This is a genomic window from Thermus albus (assembly GCF_022760855.1).
Classification (GTDB): Bacteria; Deinococcota; Deinococci; order Deinococcales; family Thermaceae; genus Thermus; species Thermus albus.
The window spans coordinates 1-17,260 of the sequence record NZ_JAKTNR010000009.1 but is presented as its reverse complement, the minus strand read 5'-3'; the positions used below and the strand labels follow the sequence as shown (position 1 = coordinate 17,260).

Here is a 17,260-nt window from a genome sequence, read left to right as displayed (position 1 = left end):
AAGGGTATGTGGTGGTGCGGAAACTGGTGGTACATGGGTTGGTGGGGGCCCCTTTTGGGGCTTCTCTGGTTCGTGCTCCTGGGCCTCTTCGTCTACTGGCTAGTACGCAGCCTAGTTCCAGAGAAGCGGGATCGGGCCCTGGAGATCCTAAAAGAACGGTACGCCAAAGGAGAGATCGACAAGGAGACCTTTGAGCGCATGAAGCGCGAGCTGGGATGAGGGTCCTCCTGGTGGACGACGATAAAGCCCTCCTCGAGGTCCTGGGGGCCTACCTGAGAGGGGCTGGGTTTGAGGCCTTGGAGGCGGAAAACGGGGAAAAGGCCCTCGCGCTTTTCCCCCGGGCCGATCTCATCATCCTGGACCTCATGCTACCCAAGCTGGATGGTTTCCAGGTCTTAGCGGAGGTGCGCCGGGAAAGGCCCGAGCTACCCATCCTTATGCTAACCGCCAGGGGGGAGGAGGAGGAAAGGGTTAAGGGGCTGGAGCTTGGGGCCGACGACTACGTGGTCAAGCCCTTCAGCCCCAAGGAGGTGGTGGCCCGGGTCAAGGCCCTCCTCAGGCGGGCTGGCCTCAAGGAGGAGCTCAACTACGGCCCCTTGCGCCTTCTTCCCAAGGAGCGGCAGGCCTACCTGGAGGGCAAGCCCCTTCCCCTCTCCCAGCTGGAGTTTGACCTCCTCCTCACCCTGGCCCAGCACCCGGGGATGGTCTTCACCCGGGAAAGGCTCTTGGAAAAGGTATGGGGGCCGGACTTCCCGGGCATAGACCGGGTGGTGGACGTGCACATCGCCGGGCTTAGGAAGAAGCTCCTGGACGACCCCGAAAACCCCAGGTTCATAGAGACGGTGCGGGGCGTAGGCTACCGCTTCCGGGAGGGGGATGCGCCTCTTCGCTAAGCTTTTCCTGAGCCATCTCCTGGTAGCCCTCCTGGCCCTTTTCCTCTTCTTCCTCCTGGCCGAGGCCCTGGCCCCTTCCTTCTACCGGGGGCATGTGGAACGCATGTACCACGCCCTCTCCATGATGGGAGGGCTCATGATGGGGGAGGCCTTGAGGCGGGACCTCGAGGAGGGCCTGCGTTCCACCCTCACCGCCGCCCTCCTCGCTGCCCTTCCCCTTTCCGTAGCCGGGGCCGCCCTCTCCGCCTCCTTCGCCAGCCTGCGCTTCTCCCGCGCCGCAAGGCTTCTTTCCGAGGGCAGCCGGCGCATGGCCCAAGGGGAGTACAGGGTACGGCTTCCCCTTCTGGAACAGGATGAGCTGGGCGAGCTGGCCCTCCATTTCAACCGCCTGGCCGAGGCCCTGGAAAAGGTGGAACAAAGCCGGGTAGAACTGATCGGCACCGTAGCCCACGAGCTCAGGACCCCCCTATCCGCCCTGCAGGCCTACGCCGAGGCCCTGGCGGACGGAGTCGTGGAGCCCGAGAAGGCGGCGGAGAGGATCCGGCAGGAGGTAAAGGCCATGAGCCGCCTGGTCCGGGACCTCTCCTTGGTATCCCAGGTGGAGTCCAAAGCGGTGGAGCTTCATCCGAAGCCCCTGGACCCCCTAGGGCTTTTGGAGCAAGTAACGGAACGCTTCCGCCCCGCCTTCCAGGCCAAGGGGGTGGCCCTGGAGGTGGTGGCCCTAGGCCCGCTTCCTCGGGTATGGGCCGACGGGGAGCGGGCCCTTCAGGTGCTCTCCAATCTGCTTGCCAACGCCCTCCGCCACACCCCGGTGGGAGGAAGGGTAAGGCTTAGGGCGGAACCGGCGGGCCATGCGGTGGTCTTCAGCGTGGAGGATACAGGGCCTGGCATCCCTGAAGAACATCTTCCCCGTATATTTGAGCGCTTTTACCGCATAGACCCTTCCCGCAGCCGTCAGGACGGAGGTACCGGGGTGGGTCTAACCATCGCCAAGGGTCTGGTGGAAGCCATGGGGGGGAGGATCTGGGTGGAAAGCCGCTCGGGCCAGGGAAGCGTTTTCCGCTTCACCCTGCCCCTTTACACGGGCTTAACGGGAGAGGCTTAGGGTGGATGCCATGAAGAAGCTTCTGGCCCTTGCCCTCGGCGTGGCTTTAGGTGTGGCCCAGGCCCCTAGCCCCGAGGCCCTCAAGGGCCTGGGGCCCGAAGAGGCCCTGGCCCTGGCCAAGCGGTGGCGGGAGGAAGGGCAAAAGGTGGTGAGCTACGCGACCCCCGAGGCCCTCTTCTTTGAGTTCGCCGACGGCCGCAAAGTCCAGATGGCCCTCAAGGACCGCTTCCTCCTGGCGGTGGCCCCTTATGTCAGCCGGACCCACCCCTGCCAGGTCCACTACTTTTCCAGCTGCACTGGGGAGCTACAGGAGGAGGTCTTTGAGGTCCGGGTGCTGGAGGGGGAAAAGGAAGTCCTCAAGACCCAGCTCAAAACGGGAAGGGACGGCTTCTTTGAGCTCTGGCTACCCCGGAACCGCCGCTATACCCTGGAGATCCGCCATGGGAACCTGGTGGCCACCGGGTCCGTGGCCACCTTCAGCCAAAGCCCCACCTGCCTTACCGGCTTCCGCCTTTCCTCAAGGTAGAACGCCATGCGCCCTTTAGCCTTTCTCCTCACCCTTGGCCTTGCCCTGGCCCAAACCCCCATGGGTCCCGTGCCCACCCGGGACGTCCACGCCCTCCTGTGGCACCCCTCCGGGGCCCTGCTCTTAGGCCACCACGACGGCATTGTTCTCTGGAATACCAGCACCGCCCAGGACCTGGTGCGGCGGCGGGACTGGGATGCCATGAACCTGGCCTGGGACGGCAACCGCCTCCTGGCAGCTGGGCACTGGGTCTATGCGGAAAGCCGGGACCTGAAGCGCTTCCGCGACCTAAAGCCCAAGGGCCTTCCCGCGTTGGACCTCCACGCCTACGCCGTAGATCCCAAACGGCCTGAGGTCCACTACGCCCTCGAGGCCACCTACGGCTTCTTTCGCAGCCAAGACGGGGGGAAGACCTGGAGCAAGCTCCCGGCAAAAAGCCTACCCAAAACGGGCATGGCCTTCCTCCTGGTGGACCAGCGGGGGCGGCTCTTTGCCTCTCTTATGGAGAAAGGCCTTTACCTGAGCGAGGATGGGGGCCAAAGCTTCCGGCCCCTCTCCTCCCCGGACCCCGCTCCCGGACCCTTAGCCCTCTCCCCTTCCGGCACCCTGTACCTAGGAGGCCAGCTCGGTCTCTGGCGACAGACGGAAACGGGGTGGCGCAGGCTTTGGCAGGGCACGGTCCTGGCCCTGGCCGCCCATCCTCAGGAGGAAGGTTTACTGGCCTGGGTTGATGGGAAAGGCACTCTCTGGCAGGGGCGCTAAAGGCCCTGCCTTCCAAGCTATCCCGGCCACATGGGGGGCCACCAGGGGAAGGGGCAGGGTAAAGGCCTCCGCCTCCACCCGGGCAAACCCTGCCTCCTGAATAAGGGCCAGGGTCTCCCGGTTGGGGTGGCAACCGTCCCCCAGAAACGCCCAAGGAGGAGAGAGAAAATCCTGGGCCCGGCGGAGGCAGGAACCCCGAGGGGCGGCCACGTGTTCCAAAAAGACAAAGCGCCCTCCAGGCTTCAGCACCCTAAGGATCTCCGCCAAGGCCCGCCTCGGATCCTCCACCGAACAGAGGACTAAGGTGGACACCACCGCATCCACGCTTTCCTCCGGCAGGGGAATGGCCTCCGCCTGGCCCAGTAGGATCTCGCCAGCAAGCCCCTTGAGCTTTAGCGCCTCCTTCAGATGGGGGTGGGAGTAAGGGTTGGGCTCGAGGCCCAGCCAGTGGACCCCATCCGGCAGGTAGGCCAGGTTAACCCCGGTTCCCGGGCCGATTTCCAACACCGTGCCCGTGAGGCCCCCAAGGAGCCTCCTCCGCCAGGGCTCGCTTACGCGGGCGTGCCCCCGGGAAAGAACAGGAAGAAGCGCCGCGAAAAACTGGGCCCTTACACCCCCTTTACCCCCCATGCCCCCCATGCTAAAGGCTCCAGTAGAGAACCGTATCCAAAAGCCCTAGCGCCACAAAGACCACCCCTGCACCTCTCAAAAGACCCCTTCCCAGGTGGCGCATCCCCTTAAGGGCCTGGCCCCGGCCCAGGCGGGCGAAGAGGAGTAGTAGCAAACCCAGGGGGAAGCCCGTCCCCAAGGCGAACAAACCGGGGAGGAGGAAACCCAGGGGCGAGGCCAGGGCCAAGGGAAGCAAAAGGCCGAAGAAGAGCCAGAAGAGGGTGGGGCAGAAGGCCAGGCCGTAGACCCCCCCAAGGGCCAGGGGTCCAAGAAGCCCGCCCCACTTTTCCACCCGGGCCCCCACCCCCTCCGGCACCCCCCAGGCCAGGGGCCAGCGCACCACCCCCAAAAGGCCCAAGCCCACCAGGACCATGAAGGGCCCAAGGGCCAGGCGCACCGGGCGGAAGACCGCCCCGGGGTTGTCCAAAACCCCTCCCAGGAAAAAGAGAACGACCCCGGTCAGCACCAGGTAGGTGAGGGCCTTTCCCAGGAGAAAGGCCAGGAACCGGGGCCAGGCCCGCCCCTCGAGGGCAGAAGGGACCAGGTAGACCAGGGCGCTGGCCCCCGTGGTGATCTGGCAGGGAGCGAAGGCCGCCAAGATCCCCAGGAGAAAAGCGGAAAGCCAAGGAACCCCCACCTCCCGCCTAAGCCCATCCACCCAAGGGGCCAAGAGGGCGTATAGGGTGTTGGCCGCCCGGTAAAGACCTCGGGATACCTCCTCTAGCCCACCCCCTAAGACCAACCCGACCAGGCCTAGGATAGCGAGGCCAACTAGGTATCCTCTCCCCATCTTGGGCGCAGGCTAAGGGCCGAATGTTAAGCCCAGGTAAAGCCAGCCCCTTTACGCCAGCTTAACAATACCGGCCTAGGGTACAGGTGGAGGTGGATCGTGGGCATGATGGGTTGGGGCGGCATGGGTTTCGGGTGGTTCTTCGGGCTTCTCAACATGCTCCTAGTGCTGGCCCTCTTGGGTGGGCTCCTTTACCTGGGGCTTCGGGCCTGGGGGGGAGGCGGCGGGCCCAAAAAGGATGAGGCCCTGGAGGCCCTGCGCCTCCACTACGCCAGAGGCGAGCTGGACGAGGAAACCTACAGAAGGCTTAGGAAGGAACTGGAAAGGGGAGGTGAAGCATGAAACGCTACGGTATGGTCTTAGGAGTTCTGGGCCTTTTGCTCTTGGGCCTTGCCCTCACCCAGGGCATGATGGGGGGCTTCGGCCCGGGGATGATGGGCTATGGCCCCCAGTACGGCATGGGGATGATGGGCTACGGGATGATGGGCGGCCACGGGATGATGGGCATGATGGCGGTTTACCCCCCGGAAGCCCGCCCCATTCCCCAAAAGGAAGCCAAGGCGCGGATGGAGGCGTACGCCAAGCGGCTTTACCCGGGTGCTCGCCTTAAGGACTTCATGGCCTTCAGCCAAAACTACTACGCCCAGGTGGTGGACGAAAAGGGGCAGGGGCTTTTTGAGCTCATCGCCGATCGGTACACCGGGGTGGTTTCCCCGGAGCCCGGCCCCAACATGATGTGGAATACCCGCTACGGCATGATGGAAGGCCCCGCCGGAGCACCCGCCCGCTTCTCCTTGGAGGAAGCCAAAAAGCTGGCGGAAACCTTCCTTGGGGGGTATCTCCCGGGTGCCCGGGTCCTGGAAGCTGGGGCCTTCCCCGGCTACTACACCTTTGACTTTGGGCGCAAGGAGGTGGAGGGCATGCTCTCCGTAAACGCCTACACGGGGGAGGTCTGGGTCCACACCTGGCACGGCTTCTTCCTGGGAGAGTAACCCCGGTTAGGCCCTTGCCCGGGGTGGCTTCCCTGGGCGGGGCCTAGGTCCTTTCCCATACCCCCTTATGGGGCTCGTTTCAACCTCCAGGTGAGGTCGTCCCCCGCAGGTTCCGCTACACTTTAGAGAAAAGGAGGGTATCATGACGGATCTGAAGAAAACCCTGAAGACCAGCTTGTCCGAGGCCCGGGCCCGACTGGAGGCCGCCTTGAAGGAAGAGGGCTTCGGGATCCTCACGGAGATTGACGTGGCCGCCACCCTTAAGGCCCGCCTGGGGGTGGAAAGGCCCCCTTACCTGATCCTGGGCGCCTGCAACCCCAGCCTGGCCGCCAAGGCCCTCGAGGCCGAACCCGATATCGGCCTCCTCCTGCCCTGCAACGCCGTGCTCCGGGAGAGTGAAGAAGGCGTGGAAATCCTCCTCCAGGATCCTATGGGCATGTTCCAGGTCCTTCCCCAGGAAAAGCAGGAGGCGCTCAGGCCCGTGGCGGAGGAAGCGAGGACCCGGCTGGAGAAAGCCCTGGCCAGCCTCTAAAGGGACCTTTATACTTCCTTTACAAACCCCCCCTACCCTCTAAGGGTATGAATACCGATCGCCGAACCCTCCTCAAGCTCACCGCAGGCCTTCTGCTCTCCCCCCTGGCCCGGGGCCAGGCCTCCTTCCCCGCCCCCCCGGTTCTCAAAAGCCGGGAAGGACTCTTGGAGGTGCGGCTGAAGGCCGCCCCTACTCCCGTTACCGTAGCCGGACGGGAGGCACGGCTTTGGACCTATGGGGGTAGCTTTCCTGGGCCCACCCTTAGGGTGCGCCCTGGGGATACGGTGCGCCTCGAGCTGGAAAACCTCCTCCCCGAGTCCACAAACCTGCACTGGCACGGGCTTCCCATCTCTCCCAAGGTGGATGATGCCTTCCTGGAAATCCCACCCAAGGAAACCTGGCGGTACGAGTTCACTGTCCCCCAGGACCTGGCGGGCACCTTCTGGTACCACCCCCACCTGCACGAGCGGGTGGCCCCCCAGCTCTTCGCCGGCCTAGCCGGAGGCCTGGTGGTGGAAGGCCCCCTGGACGGAATCCCCGAGCTTCGGGAAGCCGAGGAGCACCTTCTGGTGCTCAAGGACTTGGAGCTTACGGGAGGCCGCCCGGCCCCTCATTCCCCCATGGACTGGATCAACGGCAAAGAGGGCAGCCTGGTCCTGGTGAACGGGGCCTTACGCCCCACCTTGCGGGCCGGCAAGGCAACTTTACGCCTCCGCCTTCTGAACGCCAGCAACGCCCGCTACTTCCTGCTAAAGCTGGAGGGGCACCCCCTTTACCTCATCGCCAGCGACGGGGGGTCTCTGGAAGAACCCTACGAGCTTTCCGAGCTCCTCCTGGCCCCCGGGGAGCGGGCAGAGGTATTGGTGCGGTTCCAAAAGGAAGGGGCCTTTCGCTTGCTTTCCCTGCCCTACGACCGAGGGATCCACATGATGGGCGGGATGGGGCACATGGGCCATGGGGGGATGGCCTCGGGCGCAAGCCCCCAAACCCTCCTAACCCTGGTGGCCCCCCCAAGGCCCAAACCCCTTCCCTTGCCCAAGGCCTTGGCCAAGCTCCCCGCTCCCGACCCTAACCTGGCCAAGGTAACCCGGCGCCTCACCTTCACCGAGGACATGATGGCCGGGCGCTTCTTCATCAACGGCAAGACCTTTGACCACCTCCGGGTGGACCTGCGAGGGCGGGTGGGCGACCTCGAGGTCTGGGAGGTGGAAAACCAAGGGGACATGGACCACCCCTTCCACCTCCACACCCACCCCTTCCATGTCCTTTCCGTGAACGGTAAGGCCTTCCCTTACCGCGCCCTTAAGGATGTGGTGAACCTAAAGGCCCAGGAGGTGGTGCGCCTCCTGGTTCCCCTAAGGGACCTACCCGGCAAAACCGTCTTCCACTGCCACATCGTGGAGCACGAGGACCGGGGCATGATGGGGGTGCTGGAGGTGGGCTAATGCCTCCCCACCACCATCACCACCCTCCCCGCAGGGCCTCTCCTAAGGCTTCGGACCGGCATGCCGGCCATACCCCGGAGATGTTCCGGGATCGCTTCCTGGTCTCGCTTCTCCTCACCCTGCCGATCCTTTACGCCTCCCATGAGGTGAGGGGTTTCCTCCGCCTACCCCCCTGGGAGGGGGTCCCTTGGATGCCCCTCCTCTTCGGAACCCTCATCTACCTCTATGGCGGGGGCGTGTTTCTCCAGGGTGCCGGCAGGGAGCTAAGGGGAAGGCGGCCGGGGATGATGACCCTGGTGGCCCTGGGGATCACCGTGGCCTACGCCTACAGCCTGGGCGTGGAGCTGGGCCTAAAGGGGCAACCCTTCTGGTGGGAACTGGCCACCCTGGTGGACGTGATGCTCCTTGGCCACTTTCTGGAGATGAAGGCGATTCTGGGAGCCGGTGAGGCTTTAAGGGCCTTGGCCAAGCTGATACCCCAAACGGCCCACCGAATTAAAGATGGCCGGATTGAGGACGTGCCCTCCGAGGCCCTCAAGGAAGGCGACCTCATCCTCATCCGCCCGGGAGAGCAGGTGCCTGTGGACGGCCTGGTGGTGGAAGGGGCTACCAGCATGAATGAGGCCTTCCTCACCGGGGAGTCCCGGCCCGTGGCCAAAGGAGTGGGGGATGAGGTCCTGGCCGGAGCGTTAAACGGGGAAGGAGCCATCCAGGTCCGGGTAACCCGCACCGGAGCCTCTACCACCTTGGGGCAGATCATGCGCCTGGTGGAGGAAGCCCAGGTATCCCGAAGCCGTTTTCAGGACTTGGGCGACCGGGCGGCGGGATGGCTCTTTTATGTGGCGGTATTAGGAGGGAGCTTAACCTTTTTCTTCTGGATTGCCAACGGTGAGCCCCTGTCCTTCGCCCTGGAGCGGGCGGTGACCGTGGTGGTCATCGCCTGCCCTCACGCCTTGGGCCTGGCCATACCCTTGGTGGTGGTCAACGCCACGGCCTTGGCCGCCCAAAGGGGCATCCTCATCCGCAACCGGGAGGCCTTTGAGCGGGCCACGGGCCTCCGGTACGTGGCCTTGGACAAGACCGGTACCCTCACCGAAGGGCGGTTTGAGGTGAGGGCGGTGTATGCGGACGGCCTTGGGGAGCGGGAGGCCCTAACCTTAGCCGCGGCCCTCGAGGCCTTCTCCGAGCACCCCTTGGCCGAGGCCATCCGGGATTACGCCCAAGCCCGCCTTGGCCCCGGCACCCTTCCTTCCCCCACCGGGGTGCAGGCCGTGCCGGGCAAAGGGGTAGAGGGGTACCTGGATGGGCAGCTTTACCGGGTAGGCCGGCCGGAATGGGCCGAGGAGCTGGGTCTTTCCACCTCTCCCCACCTCGTCCAGGCCCTGGGAGAGATAGAAGCCCGGGGGGAAAGTGCGGTGGCCCTCATGAACGAAACCCGCCTCCTCGCCCTTTTCGCCCTCCGCGACCGCCCCCGCCCTTCGGCCCGGGAAGCCATAAAGCGCCTTAAGGCCTTGGGCTTCACCCCCGTCATGGTCACCGGGGACGCCGAGGCGGTGGCCAAAACGGTGGCTATGGAACTGGGCATCGCCCTCTATTACGCCCGGGTCCTGCCCCAGGACAAGGTCCGCATCGTGCGGGAGCTAAAATCCCGAGGCCCCACCGCCTTCGTAGGGGACGGCATCAACGATGCCCCTGCCCTCCTGGAGGCGGACCTTGGGATAGCTATTGGAGCGGGAACCCACGTGGCCATGGAATCCGCCGACGCGGTGCTGGTCAAAAGCGATCCGCTGGACGTGGTTCGCCTCCTCCACCTGGCCCAAGCCACCCGCAGGAAAATGCTCCAGAACCTCTTCTGGGCCACGGGATACAACATCCTCGCCCTGCCCCTGGCCGCTGGTGTAGCGTACCCCTTTGGCCTCCTTCTTCCCCCGGCCCTCGGAGCCCTCTTTATGAGCCTTTCCACTATCGTGGTAGCCCTCAACGCCCTCCTTTTAAGGCGGGCATACCTTAGCGGCTAGGGCTAGACTGGAGGCATGGACCTTACCCCTCTAAGGGAAGACTTCCCCTTGATTGCCGGGCGGCCGGACCTGGTCTACCTGGACTCCGCCGCCACCAGCCAGAAGCCCAAGCGGGTCCTAAAGGCCCTGGACCGCTACTATAAGGAGCTCAACGCCAACGTCCACCGGGGGGCTTACCGCCTCTCCGTGGCCGCCACCGAGGCCTACGAGGAGGCTAGGCGCCAGATGGCCCGCTTCCTTGGCGCCGAGGAAAGGGAGATTATCTTTGTGCGCAACACCACCGAGGCCCTGAACCTGGTGGCCTACGCCTGGGGCCTGAGGAACCTTAGGGAAGGCGACGAGATCCTGGTCACGGAGATGGAGCACCATGCGGGCCTGGTACCCTGGCACCTGGTGGCAGGGCTCAAGGGGGCCCGCATCAAGGCCATCCCCCTCACGGAGGAGGGCCGGCTGGACCTTTCCGCCTTGGATGCCCTGCTTACAGAAAGGGTCAAGGTGGTCTCGGTGGTCCACATGTCCAACGTCCTGGGCACCATCAACCCCGTGGCCGAGATCGCTAAGAAGGCCAAGGAGGTGGGGGCCTTGGTGGTGGTGGACGGCGCGCAAAGCGCCCCTCACCTGCCCGTGGATGTGAAGGCCCTGGGTGCCGATTTCTTCGCCCTTTCCGGGCACAAAATGCTGGGGCCCACGGGGGCCGGGGTCCTCTTTGGCCGGTATGAGGTCCTGGAAGGGATGGAACCCTTCCTGGGGGGCGGGGAGATGATCCGCGAGGTCCACGTGGACCGCTCCACCTACGCCCCCCCGCCCCAGCGCTTTGAGGCCGGCACCCCCCCCATCGCCGAGGCCATCGCCTTGGGGGAGGCCGCCAGCTACCTGATGGAGATCGGCATGGAACGGGTCTTCGCCCACGACCGGGCCCTTTTGGAATACGCCCTGAAGCGCCTCTCGGAGGTGCCGGACCTAAAGGTGTATGGCCCTAGGGGGGAGGACCGGGGCGGGGTGATCCCCTTCACCCTAGGCCGCCTCCACGCCCACGACCTGGCCACCTTCCTGGACCAGGAAGGTATTGCGGTAAGGGCCGGGCACCACTGCGCCCAGCCCTTGCACCGGAGGCTGGGCCTTGCGGCCACCGCCCGGGCCAGCTTCTACCTCTACAACACCTTGGAGGAGGTGGACCGGTTTGCGGAAGCCCTCCTCCGCATCCACGCCAAGTACCGGGCCTGGATATAATGGGGGCATCCATGAGCGTCCTTGACGAGCTTTACCGGGAGATCATCCTCAAGCACTACCAAAGCCCCAAAAACTTCGGGGTCCTGCCCCAGGCCACCAAGACCGCGGGGGGCCTGAACCCTTCTTGCGGGGACCAGGTGGAGGTGATGGTGCGCCTGGAAGGGGATACCATCGCCGACATCCGCTTCCAGGGCCAGGGGTGCGCCATCAGCACCGCCAGCGCCTCCCTGATGACCGAGCTGGTGAAGGGGAAGAGGGTGGCCGAGGCCCTGGAGCTTTCCAAGAAGTTCCAGGCCATGGTGGTGGATGGGGCCCCACCCGACCCCGCCTTGGGGGACCTTTTGGCCCTCCAAGGGGTGGCCAAGCTCCCCGCCCGGGTGAAGTGCGCCACCCTAGCCTGGCATGCCCTCGAGGAGGCCTTGCGGTGAGGCGTTACCCCGCCCACAAGGTGACGCCCCTCCTGGTGCAGTACCCCGATCTCATGGAGGCCTGGAAGGAGGCGGCCAAAACGGGGCTCTTGCGGGCGGAAACCCGGGATGGGAAAAACTACGTGGTGGTGGAGGACCTAAGCCTCATCGCCAGGCTCAAGGCCTTGGGCCTCGAGGGGGAACCGGTAGAGGAGGCCTAGATGCGGGGCGTGGTATTCCTGCATGCCTTTCCCTATAACCCCAGGATGTGGGAGGAGGAGGTGGGCTACTTCCGGGGAAGGCTGCCCGTGCTGGCCCCCCATTACCTGGGGCTATCCCTCTCAGAGGCGGCGGAGAAGGTGCTGGGAGAAATGGACGAAGCCGGCCTGGAGGAAGCGGTCTTCGTGGGGCTTTCCATGGGGGGCTACCTCATCTTTGAGCTTTGGCGGAAGGCCCCTGAGCGCGTCCTGGGCCTGGTCCTGGCCGACACCCGTGCCGGCGCCGATACGGAAGAGGGCAGGAAAAATCGCTACGCCCTAAGGGAAAGGGTCTTGGCGGAAGGGGTCACCTTCCTTCCCGAGGCCCTTCTCCCAAGCCACCTGGGCAAGGCCACCCAAAAGGCCAAACCCCAGGTATGGGAACGGGCCAAGGCCCTCATCCTGGAGGCCCGCCCCCAAGAGGTGGCCCAAAGCCTCCTGGCCCTGGCGGAGCGGCCCGATTCTACCCCCCTTCTCCCCGGGATGCGCCGCCCAGCCCTGGTCCTGGTGGGGGAGGAGGATACCCTCACCCCCCCCGAGGAGGCCAAGGCCCTGGCCAAAGCCCTGCCCGACGCCCGCATGCTCATCCTCCCCGAGGCCGGGCACCTCTCCAACCTGGAAAACCCCAAGGCCTTCCGCACCGCCCTCTTGGGTTTCCTGGCCGAGCTGTTTTAAAGGCGGAAGACCTCCTCCACCTTCAGGATAAGGTCCGGGCAAGCGAGGGGAGTCTCCTCCTCTTCCGTCAAAGAGGTATCCGGGACCCCGGGACGCCTCGGCGCCAACACCTAAGGCCTTCCCTCGTCTTCCGCCTTGGGTCCGCGGGCCATGAGGGAGGAAAGGGCCTTCAAAGGGTCCAGCCCCCCATAGACCACCTGGTAGACGGCCTCGGCGATGGGGAGTTCAAGACCTTCCCTTTCCCGCCAAGCCATGAGGGCCTTGACCGCATAAAGCCCCTCCACCACCCCCCGGTCCTCGAGGCGCTCCAAGGCCTCCCCCCGCACCAGCCTCTCCCCCGCCCCCCGGTTGCGGGAATGGAGGCTGTAGGCGGTGGCCAAGAGGTCCCCAAGGCCGGAAAGCCCATAAAAGGTGGCCTCCTCGCCCCCCAAGGCGGTGCCGAAGCGCACCATCTCCCTAAGGCCCCGGGTGAGGAGGGCCGCCTTGGCGTTATCCCCCAGGCGGAGCCCGTCCACCATCCCCGCCGCCAGGGCCAGGATGTTTTTCAAAGCCCCCCCCAGCTCCACTCCTCGCCGGTCCCGGCTGGTGTAGACGCGAAAGGTGGGCCCGGAGAAGAGCTCCTGCACCCTCTTGGCCAGTTCCAAAGGCCCTGCCGCCACGCTGGCCGTGGGCAGGAAACGGGCCACCTCCTCGGCATGGTTGGGGCCGGAAAGAACGGCCACCGGCCTACCGGTCAGGGCCTCCACCACCTCACTCGGGGTGTGAAGCTCCCCCTTCTGAAAAAAAAGCCCCTTGGTGGCGGAAAGGTACCGGGGAGCCGGAGGCAAAGCCCTAAGGGTTTCCTCCAAAGCCTTGGAGGGCAGGGCCACCACGGCCAGCTCCGCCCCCTCCAAGGCCTCCTCGGGATCGGCGGTGGGATAGAGGTAGGCGGGAAGGGCCACCCCGGGTAGGTAATCCCTGTTCTCCCGCCTGGCCCTGAGATCCTCCGCAAGTTCCTTCCTCCTGGCCCAAAGGGCCGTGGGAACCCCCTTGCTGGCCAGGAGAACCCCCAAGGCCGTACCCCAGGCCCCGGCTCCCAAAACGGCCACCTTCATAGGAGAACGCTCACCTCCCAGGCCTCGTACCAGGCGGCGAGGAGGAGGAAAAGGGCCCCCAAGTAGAAGGTGAGGAGAAGGGCCCTAAGCCCCTTCCGATACCCCTCCCCTCCCGCCGTCTTGGCCAGAAGCACGAGCCCCCCGAAGGTGACCAGGATGTAGGCCTGAAGCTCCAAGATTAGGGTGGGTAGGTGGACCAGGAAGGCGGGGCCCAAAAGGGCCGGGGAAAGGGCAAAGCCAAAGACCAAGTAGCGAAGGGCGTTGAAAAGGAAAACCGGGATGCCAAAGAGCAAGGCGGGAATCAGCCCGGTGAGGAAAAGCCCCTGGCTGAAGTTCCAGTGGAAAATGACCCCAGCCAGGACCAGAACCCCCTTCCCCGTGGCCTCTCTCAAGCCGATGGCCTCGAGGGCTCCTGCGAAAAGGGCCTGGACCGCCCTGGCCATCTCCGGCATCCCATAGGCCAAAAGGGCCCCCAGGGCAAAGAGGCCGTAGAGGAAAAGGTTGGTGAAAAGGTAAAGCCCCTTATAGGCGCGAAGAAGGGCCAGGGCCTCTAAAAGCCAGGCGCGGAAGGGGGAGGGCTGAAAAAGGAGAAAGGCCCAGAAAAGGGAAAGGAGCAAAAACCCCCACCCCGCCAAAGGGCTTAGGAGGTACCCAGGGAGGGAAAGCCCCTGGGGGCGGAAGTAGACCCGCTTCACCTCCCCCCCCTCCAGGACCACCACCACCTCCCCCACCTCCTCCCCCACGGCCGCGGGAAAGAGGACCCGGTTCCCCTCCACCTTGGGGCTATCCAGGTTGAGGGAAAGACCCTTAGGGGGTGGCGGGAAAAAGGCGTAGCGCTCCAAAAGCTTCGGGGCCTCCCCCGGGGAAGCCCTTAGGACCTCCTCGAGGCTTGGCGAAAGCTTTCCCGTAAGCCAAGCCTCCACCGCCTGGCGGCCCAACTCCACGGGGGAAGAGGCCAGGGCCCAAGGGAGGAAAACGAGAAGCCAGGCCAGGGAGCGCATGGCCTCAAACCTCCTCCAAGGGCACCCCGCCCCGGCAGAGGGGGCAGGCCTCGGGAGGGTAATGGGGCACCTCCAGCTTCAGGAGGGCCCGGAAGGGGACTCCGAAGTCCGCCTTCCCCCCGCTCCGGTCCACAATGGCCCCCACCCCCACCAACACCCCTCCCCGGGCCTCCGCCGCCCGGATGGCCTTGCGCACGCTCTCCCCCGTGGTTACCACATCCTCCACCGCCAAAAAGCGGTCGCCGGGATTCACGGTGAGGCCCTTGCGCAAGGTCATGCCCCCCTGGCCGTCCTTCTCAGCAAAAAGGGCCCTGGCGCCTAACGCCCGGGCCACCACGAAGGAGAGGACCACCCCGCCCATGGCCGGGCCGATGACGAAATCCACCTTCTCGTCTTCAAAGAGCTTGCCCAAAGCCTCCCCCACGGCCTCCGCATACAGGGGATGTTGCAGAAGGGCAGCGGACTGAAGGAAGAGGGGGGAATGCACACCCGAGCGCAGGAGGAAGTGCCCTTCCAAAAGGGCCCCCGTTCTGCGGTAGAGCTCTAGGACATCCATCCCCCCTACTCTACCAAAGCCCTCAGGAACTCCTCCGCCGCCCCCAACGCCCCCTCGAGATCCGGCCTGCCCCCCGGGTAGAAAAGGGCGCGGCTAGCGGTGTTTAAAAGCCCGGGGCCCTTCAAGGGCCTCCCCCCTTGCGCCCCCACCCCGGGAAGGAGCAAGGGGGCCCGGGGAGCCACCTCCCGCACCTGCCAAACCGCCTCCGGGTAGGTGGCCCCCACCACCAGGCCCACCCGGCTCCACTCCCCTTCGCGGTACCCCTCCCCCGCCTGGGCCAAGGCCTCCGCCAGATGGAGGTAAAGGGGTTTTCCCTCCACCCCTAGGTCTTGCAGGAAGCCCGAGCCCGGGTTGGAGGTCTTGACCAGGACGAAGACCGCCCCCTGGCTTTCCTCGGCCGCCTGGAAAAAGGGGCTGAGGGCCTCTAGGCCCAAGTAGGGGTTCAGGGTGAGGGCGCTTCCGGGAAAGCGCCTAAGGTAGGTCTCGGCATAGGCCTCGGCGGTGGTGCCGACATCCCCCCGCTTCCCGTCAAAGATCACCGGGAGGCCCATGACCCGGGCGGCGCTGGCCAGCTCCAGGAGAAGTTCCATGCCCTGAGGACCCAAGGCCTCAAAAAAGGCCAGCTGGAACTTAACCGCAGCCAGCTTGGGGGCTAAGGCCTCAAACACCTCCAGGGAGTACCGCCTTAGATGCCGAAGGGGTTCAGGCCCATGAAGCCCAGGCCTGGGATCCACCCCCAGGACCAAGGGCGGGCGGGTAAGGGCTAGGAGAAAGTCCATGCTCTCCACTATAGGCCTTGGTCACGGGCGTAACCCGTATCTTGGTCACGGGCGTAGCCCGTATCTTGGTCACGGGCGTAGCCCGTATCTTGACAACCCCGGCCCCTAGGGCCTAGAGTTACCGGCGTAACGCAAGGAGGGAGTATGAAAAAGCTCATCCTGGCTTTAAGCCTTGTGGCCCTAGCCGCATGCCAACAGCAGGGCACCCTAAGCCCCCAGGCCTTTAGGGCACCAGGCCAAACCTACATCGCCATCCTGGAGCCCACCGCCTCCCCAGGTATGGCCGGGCGCTTCACTGAGCGGCTTACCGCCTTAGAGAGGGCGCATGGCCTTGTCGTGCCGGCGGAGGACCGCCTCGAGGCCCTGGGGGCCGTCATCCTCCGCAACCTCACCCCCGCCCAGGCCCAGCGCCTAGCCCAAGACCCCCGGATCTACGCCCTGACCCCGGACCAGGAGGTGAGGGCCTACGCCCAGACCATCCCCTGGGGCGTGGAGCGCATCGGCGCCCCCTCCACCACCGCCAAGGGGGCCAGCGTCTCCGTGTACGTGGTGGACACCGGCATCAAGGTGGGGCATGAGGACCTCACCAACCTAATGGGGGGGTATGCGGTGGTGAAGTGCCGGGGCAAGTGCCGCGCCGCCTACGACGACGACAACGGCCACGGCACCCACGTGGCGGGCACGGTAGCCGCAGTGAATAACAGCGTGGGCGTCTTAGGGGTGGCCCCCGCCGCCGAGCTTTGGGCGGTGAAAGTCCTTTCCGGCTCGGGCTCTGGCTCCACCAGCGGCATCGTCCAGGGCATCAACTGGGTGATCGGCCACAACAACGGCGGCAAGCCCAAGGTCATCAACATGAGCCTGGGGGGTAGCGGCACCGATGACCAAGACGGTCAGTACTGCCCCAGCACCCGTTCCAGCAACGCCTTCCACAACGTCATCCAAAAAGCGGTGTGCGACTACCGGATCACCGTGGTGGTGGCCGCCGGCAACGAGGGGGACAACGCCGCCAACCATACCCCCGCCGCCTACGACGAGGTCATCACCGTAAGCGCCACCAACAGCCAAGACGACTGGCCCTCCTGGTCCAACTACGGACCCGACGTGGACATTGCCGCCCCTGGCGTCTCCATCCTCTCCACCTGGAACTCCTCCACCTCTAGCTACAACACCATCAGCGGCACCTCCATGGCCAGCCCCCACGTGGCCGGAGCCGCCGCCATGGTGCTCTCCCGCTACCCCAACTACACCCCAGCCCAGGTGAAAGAGGCCATCCTGCAAAACGCCGAGAGCACCGCAGGCTGGCAGAATACGTCGGGTAAACCCCACCCTGAGCCCTTCTTGAACGTGAGAGGATTCTAGCCCTTTGCAAGGAAAACCCCCCGCCTAAGGGCGGGGGGGCGGTCTTTCCCAGAAAAAAGGAAACCCCCTTGCGGGGGTTTACACCGTTGGACCACGGGGTCTTGAAAGCGCAGGAACGGGCCTTCATGCTCCTTAGAAAGGAGGTGATCCAGCCGCACCTTCCGGTACAG

Annotated in this window: 21 protein-coding genes; 15 read left to right on the top strand and 6 right to left on the bottom strand. The window is 65.2% G+C overall.

Going from position 1 to position 17,260, the window contains the following annotated elements; genetic code table 11:
- Nucleotides 1–6: 6 nt before the first annotated feature.
- Genes L0D18_RS09440 through L0D18_RS09420 form a run of 5 tightly spaced genes read left to right on the top strand, consistent with a single transcriptional unit; the run spans nt 7 to nt 3,286 of the window.
- Complete coding sequence (locus L0D18_RS09440; RefSeq protein WP_243028638.1) at nt 7–219, top strand: SHOCT domain-containing protein; 213 nt, start codon at nt 7–9, stop codon at nt 217–219.
- The gene (locus L0D18_RS09435) at nt 216–893 is read left to right on the top strand and encodes a response regulator transcription factor (RefSeq protein WP_243028637.1); all 678 of its coding nucleotides are present in this window, start codon (nt 216–218) and stop codon (nt 891–893) included. The genes L0D18_RS09440 and L0D18_RS09435 overlap by 4 nt, the downstream gene beginning before the upstream one ends.
- Nucleotides 877–1,998, top strand: a complete 1,122-nt coding sequence (locus L0D18_RS09430; protein ID WP_243028636.1) for a sensor histidine kinase — start codon at nt 877–879, stop codon at nt 1,996–1,998. Before L0D18_RS09435 ends, L0D18_RS09430 begins: the two co-directional genes overlap by 17 nt.
- Before the next feature lie 10 nt (nt 1,999–2,008).
- Nucleotides 2,009–2,524 carry a CueP family metal-binding protein gene (locus tag L0D18_RS09425; RefSeq protein WP_243028635.1) on the top strand — a complete coding sequence of 172 codons (516 nt, stop codon included), beginning with the start codon at nt 2,009–2,011 and terminating at the stop codon, nt 2,522–2,524.
- A gap of 6 nt (nt 2,525–2,530) precedes the next feature.
- Nucleotides 2,531–3,286 (top strand): WD40/YVTN/BNR-like repeat-containing protein, encoded by a 756-nt coding sequence (locus L0D18_RS09420; protein ID WP_243028634.1) that lies wholly within the window; start codon nt 2,531–2,533, stop codon nt 3,284–3,286.
- Here L0D18_RS09420 and L0D18_RS09415 read toward each other — a convergent pair.
- Both L0D18_RS09415 and L0D18_RS09410 read right to left on the bottom strand, forming a co-directional pair.
- Complete coding sequence (locus L0D18_RS09415; protein WP_243028633.1) at nt 3,239–3,925, bottom strand: class I SAM-dependent methyltransferase; 687 nt, start codon at nt 3,923–3,925, stop codon at nt 3,239–3,241. The genes L0D18_RS09420 and L0D18_RS09415 overlap by 48 nt on opposite strands.
- Nucleotide 3,926: 1 nt before the next feature.
- Entirely contained in the window at nt 3,927–4,745 is an 819-nt protein-coding gene (locus L0D18_RS09410) for an urease accessory protein UreH domain-containing protein (protein WP_243028632.1), read from the bottom strand.
- 105 nt (nt 4,746–4,850) lie between these two features.
- Between L0D18_RS09410 and L0D18_RS09405 the strand changes: the two genes are divergently transcribed.
- The 9 genes from L0D18_RS09405 (at nt 4,851) to L0D18_RS09365 (ending at nt 12,301) form a co-directional block, all read left to right on the top strand.
- Complete coding sequence (locus L0D18_RS09405; protein WP_243028631.1) at nt 4,851–5,087, top strand: SHOCT domain-containing protein; 237 nt, start codon at nt 4,851–4,853, stop codon at nt 5,085–5,087.
- Nucleotides 5,084–5,737, top strand: coding sequence for a peptidase M4 (locus L0D18_RS09400; protein WP_243028630.1), 654 nt, complete (start codon nt 5,084–5,086; stop codon nt 5,735–5,737). Before L0D18_RS09405 ends, L0D18_RS09400 begins: the two co-directional genes overlap by 4 nt.
- A gap of 142 nt (nt 5,738–5,879) precedes the next feature.
- On the top strand, nt 5,880–6,269 hold the full coding sequence (locus tag L0D18_RS09395; protein ID WP_243028629.1) for a DUF302 domain-containing protein: 390 nt from the start codon (nt 5,880–5,882) through the stop codon (nt 6,267–6,269).
- Between the two features lie 47 nt (nt 6,270–6,316).
- Nucleotides 6,317–7,714 carry a multicopper oxidase family protein gene (locus L0D18_RS09390; RefSeq protein ID WP_243028628.1) on the top strand — a complete coding sequence of 466 codons (1,398 nt, stop codon included), beginning with the start codon at nt 6,317–6,319 and terminating at the stop codon, nt 7,712–7,714.
- Nucleotides 7,714–9,732, top strand: a complete 2,019-nt coding sequence (locus L0D18_RS09385) for a heavy metal translocating P-type ATPase (RefSeq protein ID WP_243028627.1) — start codon at nt 7,714–7,716, stop codon at nt 9,730–9,732. The genes L0D18_RS09390 and L0D18_RS09385 overlap by 1 nt, the downstream gene beginning before the upstream one ends.
- Before the next feature lie 15 nt (nt 9,733–9,747).
- On the top strand, nt 9,748–10,962 hold the full coding sequence (locus tag L0D18_RS09380) for a cysteine desulfurase (protein WP_243028626.1): 1,215 nt from the start codon (nt 9,748–9,750) through the stop codon (nt 10,960–10,962).
- 11 nt (nt 10,963–10,973) lie between these two features.
- Nucleotides 10,974–11,390, top strand: a complete 417-nt coding sequence (gene sufU, locus L0D18_RS09375; RefSeq protein WP_243028625.1) for a Fe-S cluster assembly sulfur transfer protein SufU — start codon at nt 10,974–10,976, stop codon at nt 11,388–11,390.
- Nucleotides 11,387–11,590, top strand: coding sequence for a hypothetical protein (locus L0D18_RS09370; RefSeq protein ID WP_243028624.1), 204 nt, complete (start codon nt 11,387–11,389; stop codon nt 11,588–11,590). The genes sufU and L0D18_RS09370 overlap by 4 nt, the downstream gene beginning before the upstream one ends.
- Nucleotides 11,591–12,301 (top strand): alpha/beta fold hydrolase, encoded by a 711-nt coding sequence (locus L0D18_RS09365; protein ID WP_243028623.1) that lies wholly within the window; start codon nt 11,591–11,593, stop codon nt 12,299–12,301.
- A 110-nt stretch (nt 12,302–12,411) separates the two neighbouring features.
- Here the strand turns inward: L0D18_RS09365 and L0D18_RS09360 are convergent, their stop codons facing one another.
- Genes L0D18_RS09360 through pyrF form a run of 4 tightly spaced genes read right to left on the bottom strand, consistent with a single transcriptional unit; the run spans nt 12,412 to nt 15,731 of the window.
- A complete protein-coding gene (locus tag L0D18_RS09360; RefSeq protein ID WP_243028622.1) occupies nt 12,412–13,395 on the bottom strand; it encodes an NAD(P)H-dependent glycerol-3-phosphate dehydrogenase in 984 nt (327 codons plus the stop codon).
- Nucleotides 13,392–14,396 (bottom strand): hypothetical protein, encoded by a 1,005-nt coding sequence (locus L0D18_RS09355; RefSeq protein ID WP_243028621.1) that lies wholly within the window; start codon nt 14,394–14,396, stop codon nt 13,392–13,394. The genes L0D18_RS09360 and L0D18_RS09355 overlap by 4 nt, the downstream gene beginning before the upstream one ends.
- A gap of 4 nt (nt 14,397–14,400) precedes the next feature.
- Nucleotides 14,401–14,952 carry an orotate phosphoribosyltransferase gene (pyrE, locus tag L0D18_RS09350; protein ID WP_243028620.1) on the bottom strand — a complete coding sequence of 184 codons (552 nt, stop codon included), beginning with the start codon at nt 14,950–14,952 and terminating at the stop codon, nt 14,401–14,403.
- A gap of 5 nt (nt 14,953–14,957) precedes the next feature.
- Nucleotides 14,958–15,731 (bottom strand): orotidine-5'-phosphate decarboxylase, encoded by a 774-nt coding sequence (gene pyrF / locus L0D18_RS09345; RefSeq protein WP_243028619.1) that lies wholly within the window; start codon nt 15,729–15,731, stop codon nt 14,958–14,960.
- Between the two features lie 144 nt (nt 15,732–15,875).
- On the opposite strand from pyrF, the gene L0D18_RS09340 reads away from it, so the two are divergent.
- A complete protein-coding gene (locus L0D18_RS09340) occupies nt 15,876–17,090 on the top strand; it encodes a S8 family peptidase (RefSeq protein ID WP_243028618.1) in 1,215 nt (404 codons plus the stop codon).
- Nucleotides 17,091–17,260: the final 170 nt, after the last annotated feature.

Excerpts from the sequence above, each read along its gene's own strand:
- L0D18_RS09440 (WP_243028638.1), top strand. The coding sequence starts at position 7 with ATGTGGTGGTGCGGAAACTGGTGGTACATGGGTTGGTGGGGGCCCCTT.
- L0D18_RS09435 (WP_243028637.1), top strand. The coding sequence starts at position 216 with ATGAGGGTCCTCCTGGTGGACGACGATAAAGCCCTCCTCGAGGTCCTG.
- L0D18_RS09430 (WP_243028636.1), top strand. The coding sequence starts at position 877 with ATGCGCCTCTTCGCTAAGCTTTTCCTGAGCCATCTCCTGGTAGCCCTC.
- L0D18_RS09425 (WP_243028635.1), top strand. The coding sequence starts at position 2,009 with ATGAAGAAGCTTCTGGCCCTTGCCCTCGGCGTGGCTTTAGGTGTGGCC.
- L0D18_RS09420 (WP_243028634.1), top strand. The coding sequence starts at position 2,531 with ATGCGCCCTTTAGCCTTTCTCCTCACCCTTGGCCTTGCCCTGGCCCAA.
- L0D18_RS09415 (WP_243028633.1), bottom strand. The coding sequence starts at position 3,925 with ATGGGGGGCATGGGGGGTAAAGGGGGTGTAAGGGCCCAGTTTTTCGCG.
- L0D18_RS09410 (WP_243028632.1), bottom strand. The coding sequence starts at position 4,745 with ATGGGGAGAGGATACCTAGTTGGCCTCGCTATCCTAGGCCTGGTCGGG.
- L0D18_RS09405 (WP_243028631.1), top strand. The coding sequence starts at position 4,851 with ATGATGGGTTGGGGCGGCATGGGTTTCGGGTGGTTCTTCGGGCTTCTC.
- L0D18_RS09400 (WP_243028630.1), top strand. The coding sequence starts at position 5,084 with ATGAAACGCTACGGTATGGTCTTAGGAGTTCTGGGCCTTTTGCTCTTG.
- L0D18_RS09395 (WP_243028629.1), top strand. The coding sequence starts at position 5,880 with ATGACGGATCTGAAGAAAACCCTGAAGACCAGCTTGTCCGAGGCCCGG.
- L0D18_RS09390 (WP_243028628.1), top strand. The coding sequence starts at position 6,317 with ATGAATACCGATCGCCGAACCCTCCTCAAGCTCACCGCAGGCCTTCTG.
- L0D18_RS09385 (WP_243028627.1), top strand. The coding sequence starts at position 7,714 with ATGCCTCCCCACCACCATCACCACCCTCCCCGCAGGGCCTCTCCTAAG.
- L0D18_RS09380 (WP_243028626.1), top strand. The coding sequence starts at position 9,748 with ATGGACCTTACCCCTCTAAGGGAAGACTTCCCCTTGATTGCCGGGCGG.
- sufU (WP_243028625.1), top strand. The coding sequence starts at position 10,974 with ATGAGCGTCCTTGACGAGCTTTACCGGGAGATCATCCTCAAGCACTAC.
- L0D18_RS09365 (WP_243028623.1), top strand. The coding sequence starts at position 11,591 with ATGCGGGGCGTGGTATTCCTGCATGCCTTTCCCTATAACCCCAGGATG.
- L0D18_RS09360 (WP_243028622.1), bottom strand. The coding sequence starts at position 13,395 with ATGAAGGTGGCCGTTTTGGGAGCCGGGGCCTGGGGTACGGCCTTGGGG.
- L0D18_RS09355 (WP_243028621.1), bottom strand. The coding sequence starts at position 14,396 with ATGCGCTCCCTGGCCTGGCTTCTCGTTTTCCTCCCTTGGGCCCTGGCC.
- pyrE (WP_243028620.1), bottom strand. The coding sequence starts at position 14,952 with ATGGATGTCCTAGAGCTCTACCGCAGAACGGGGGCCCTTTTGGAAGGG.
- pyrF (WP_243028619.1), bottom strand. The coding sequence starts at position 15,731 with ATGGACTTTCTCCTAGCCCTTACCCGCCCGCCCTTGGTCCTGGGGGTG.
- L0D18_RS09340 (WP_243028618.1), top strand. The coding sequence starts at position 15,876 with ATGAAAAAGCTCATCCTGGCTTTAAGCCTTGTGGCCCTAGCCGCATGC.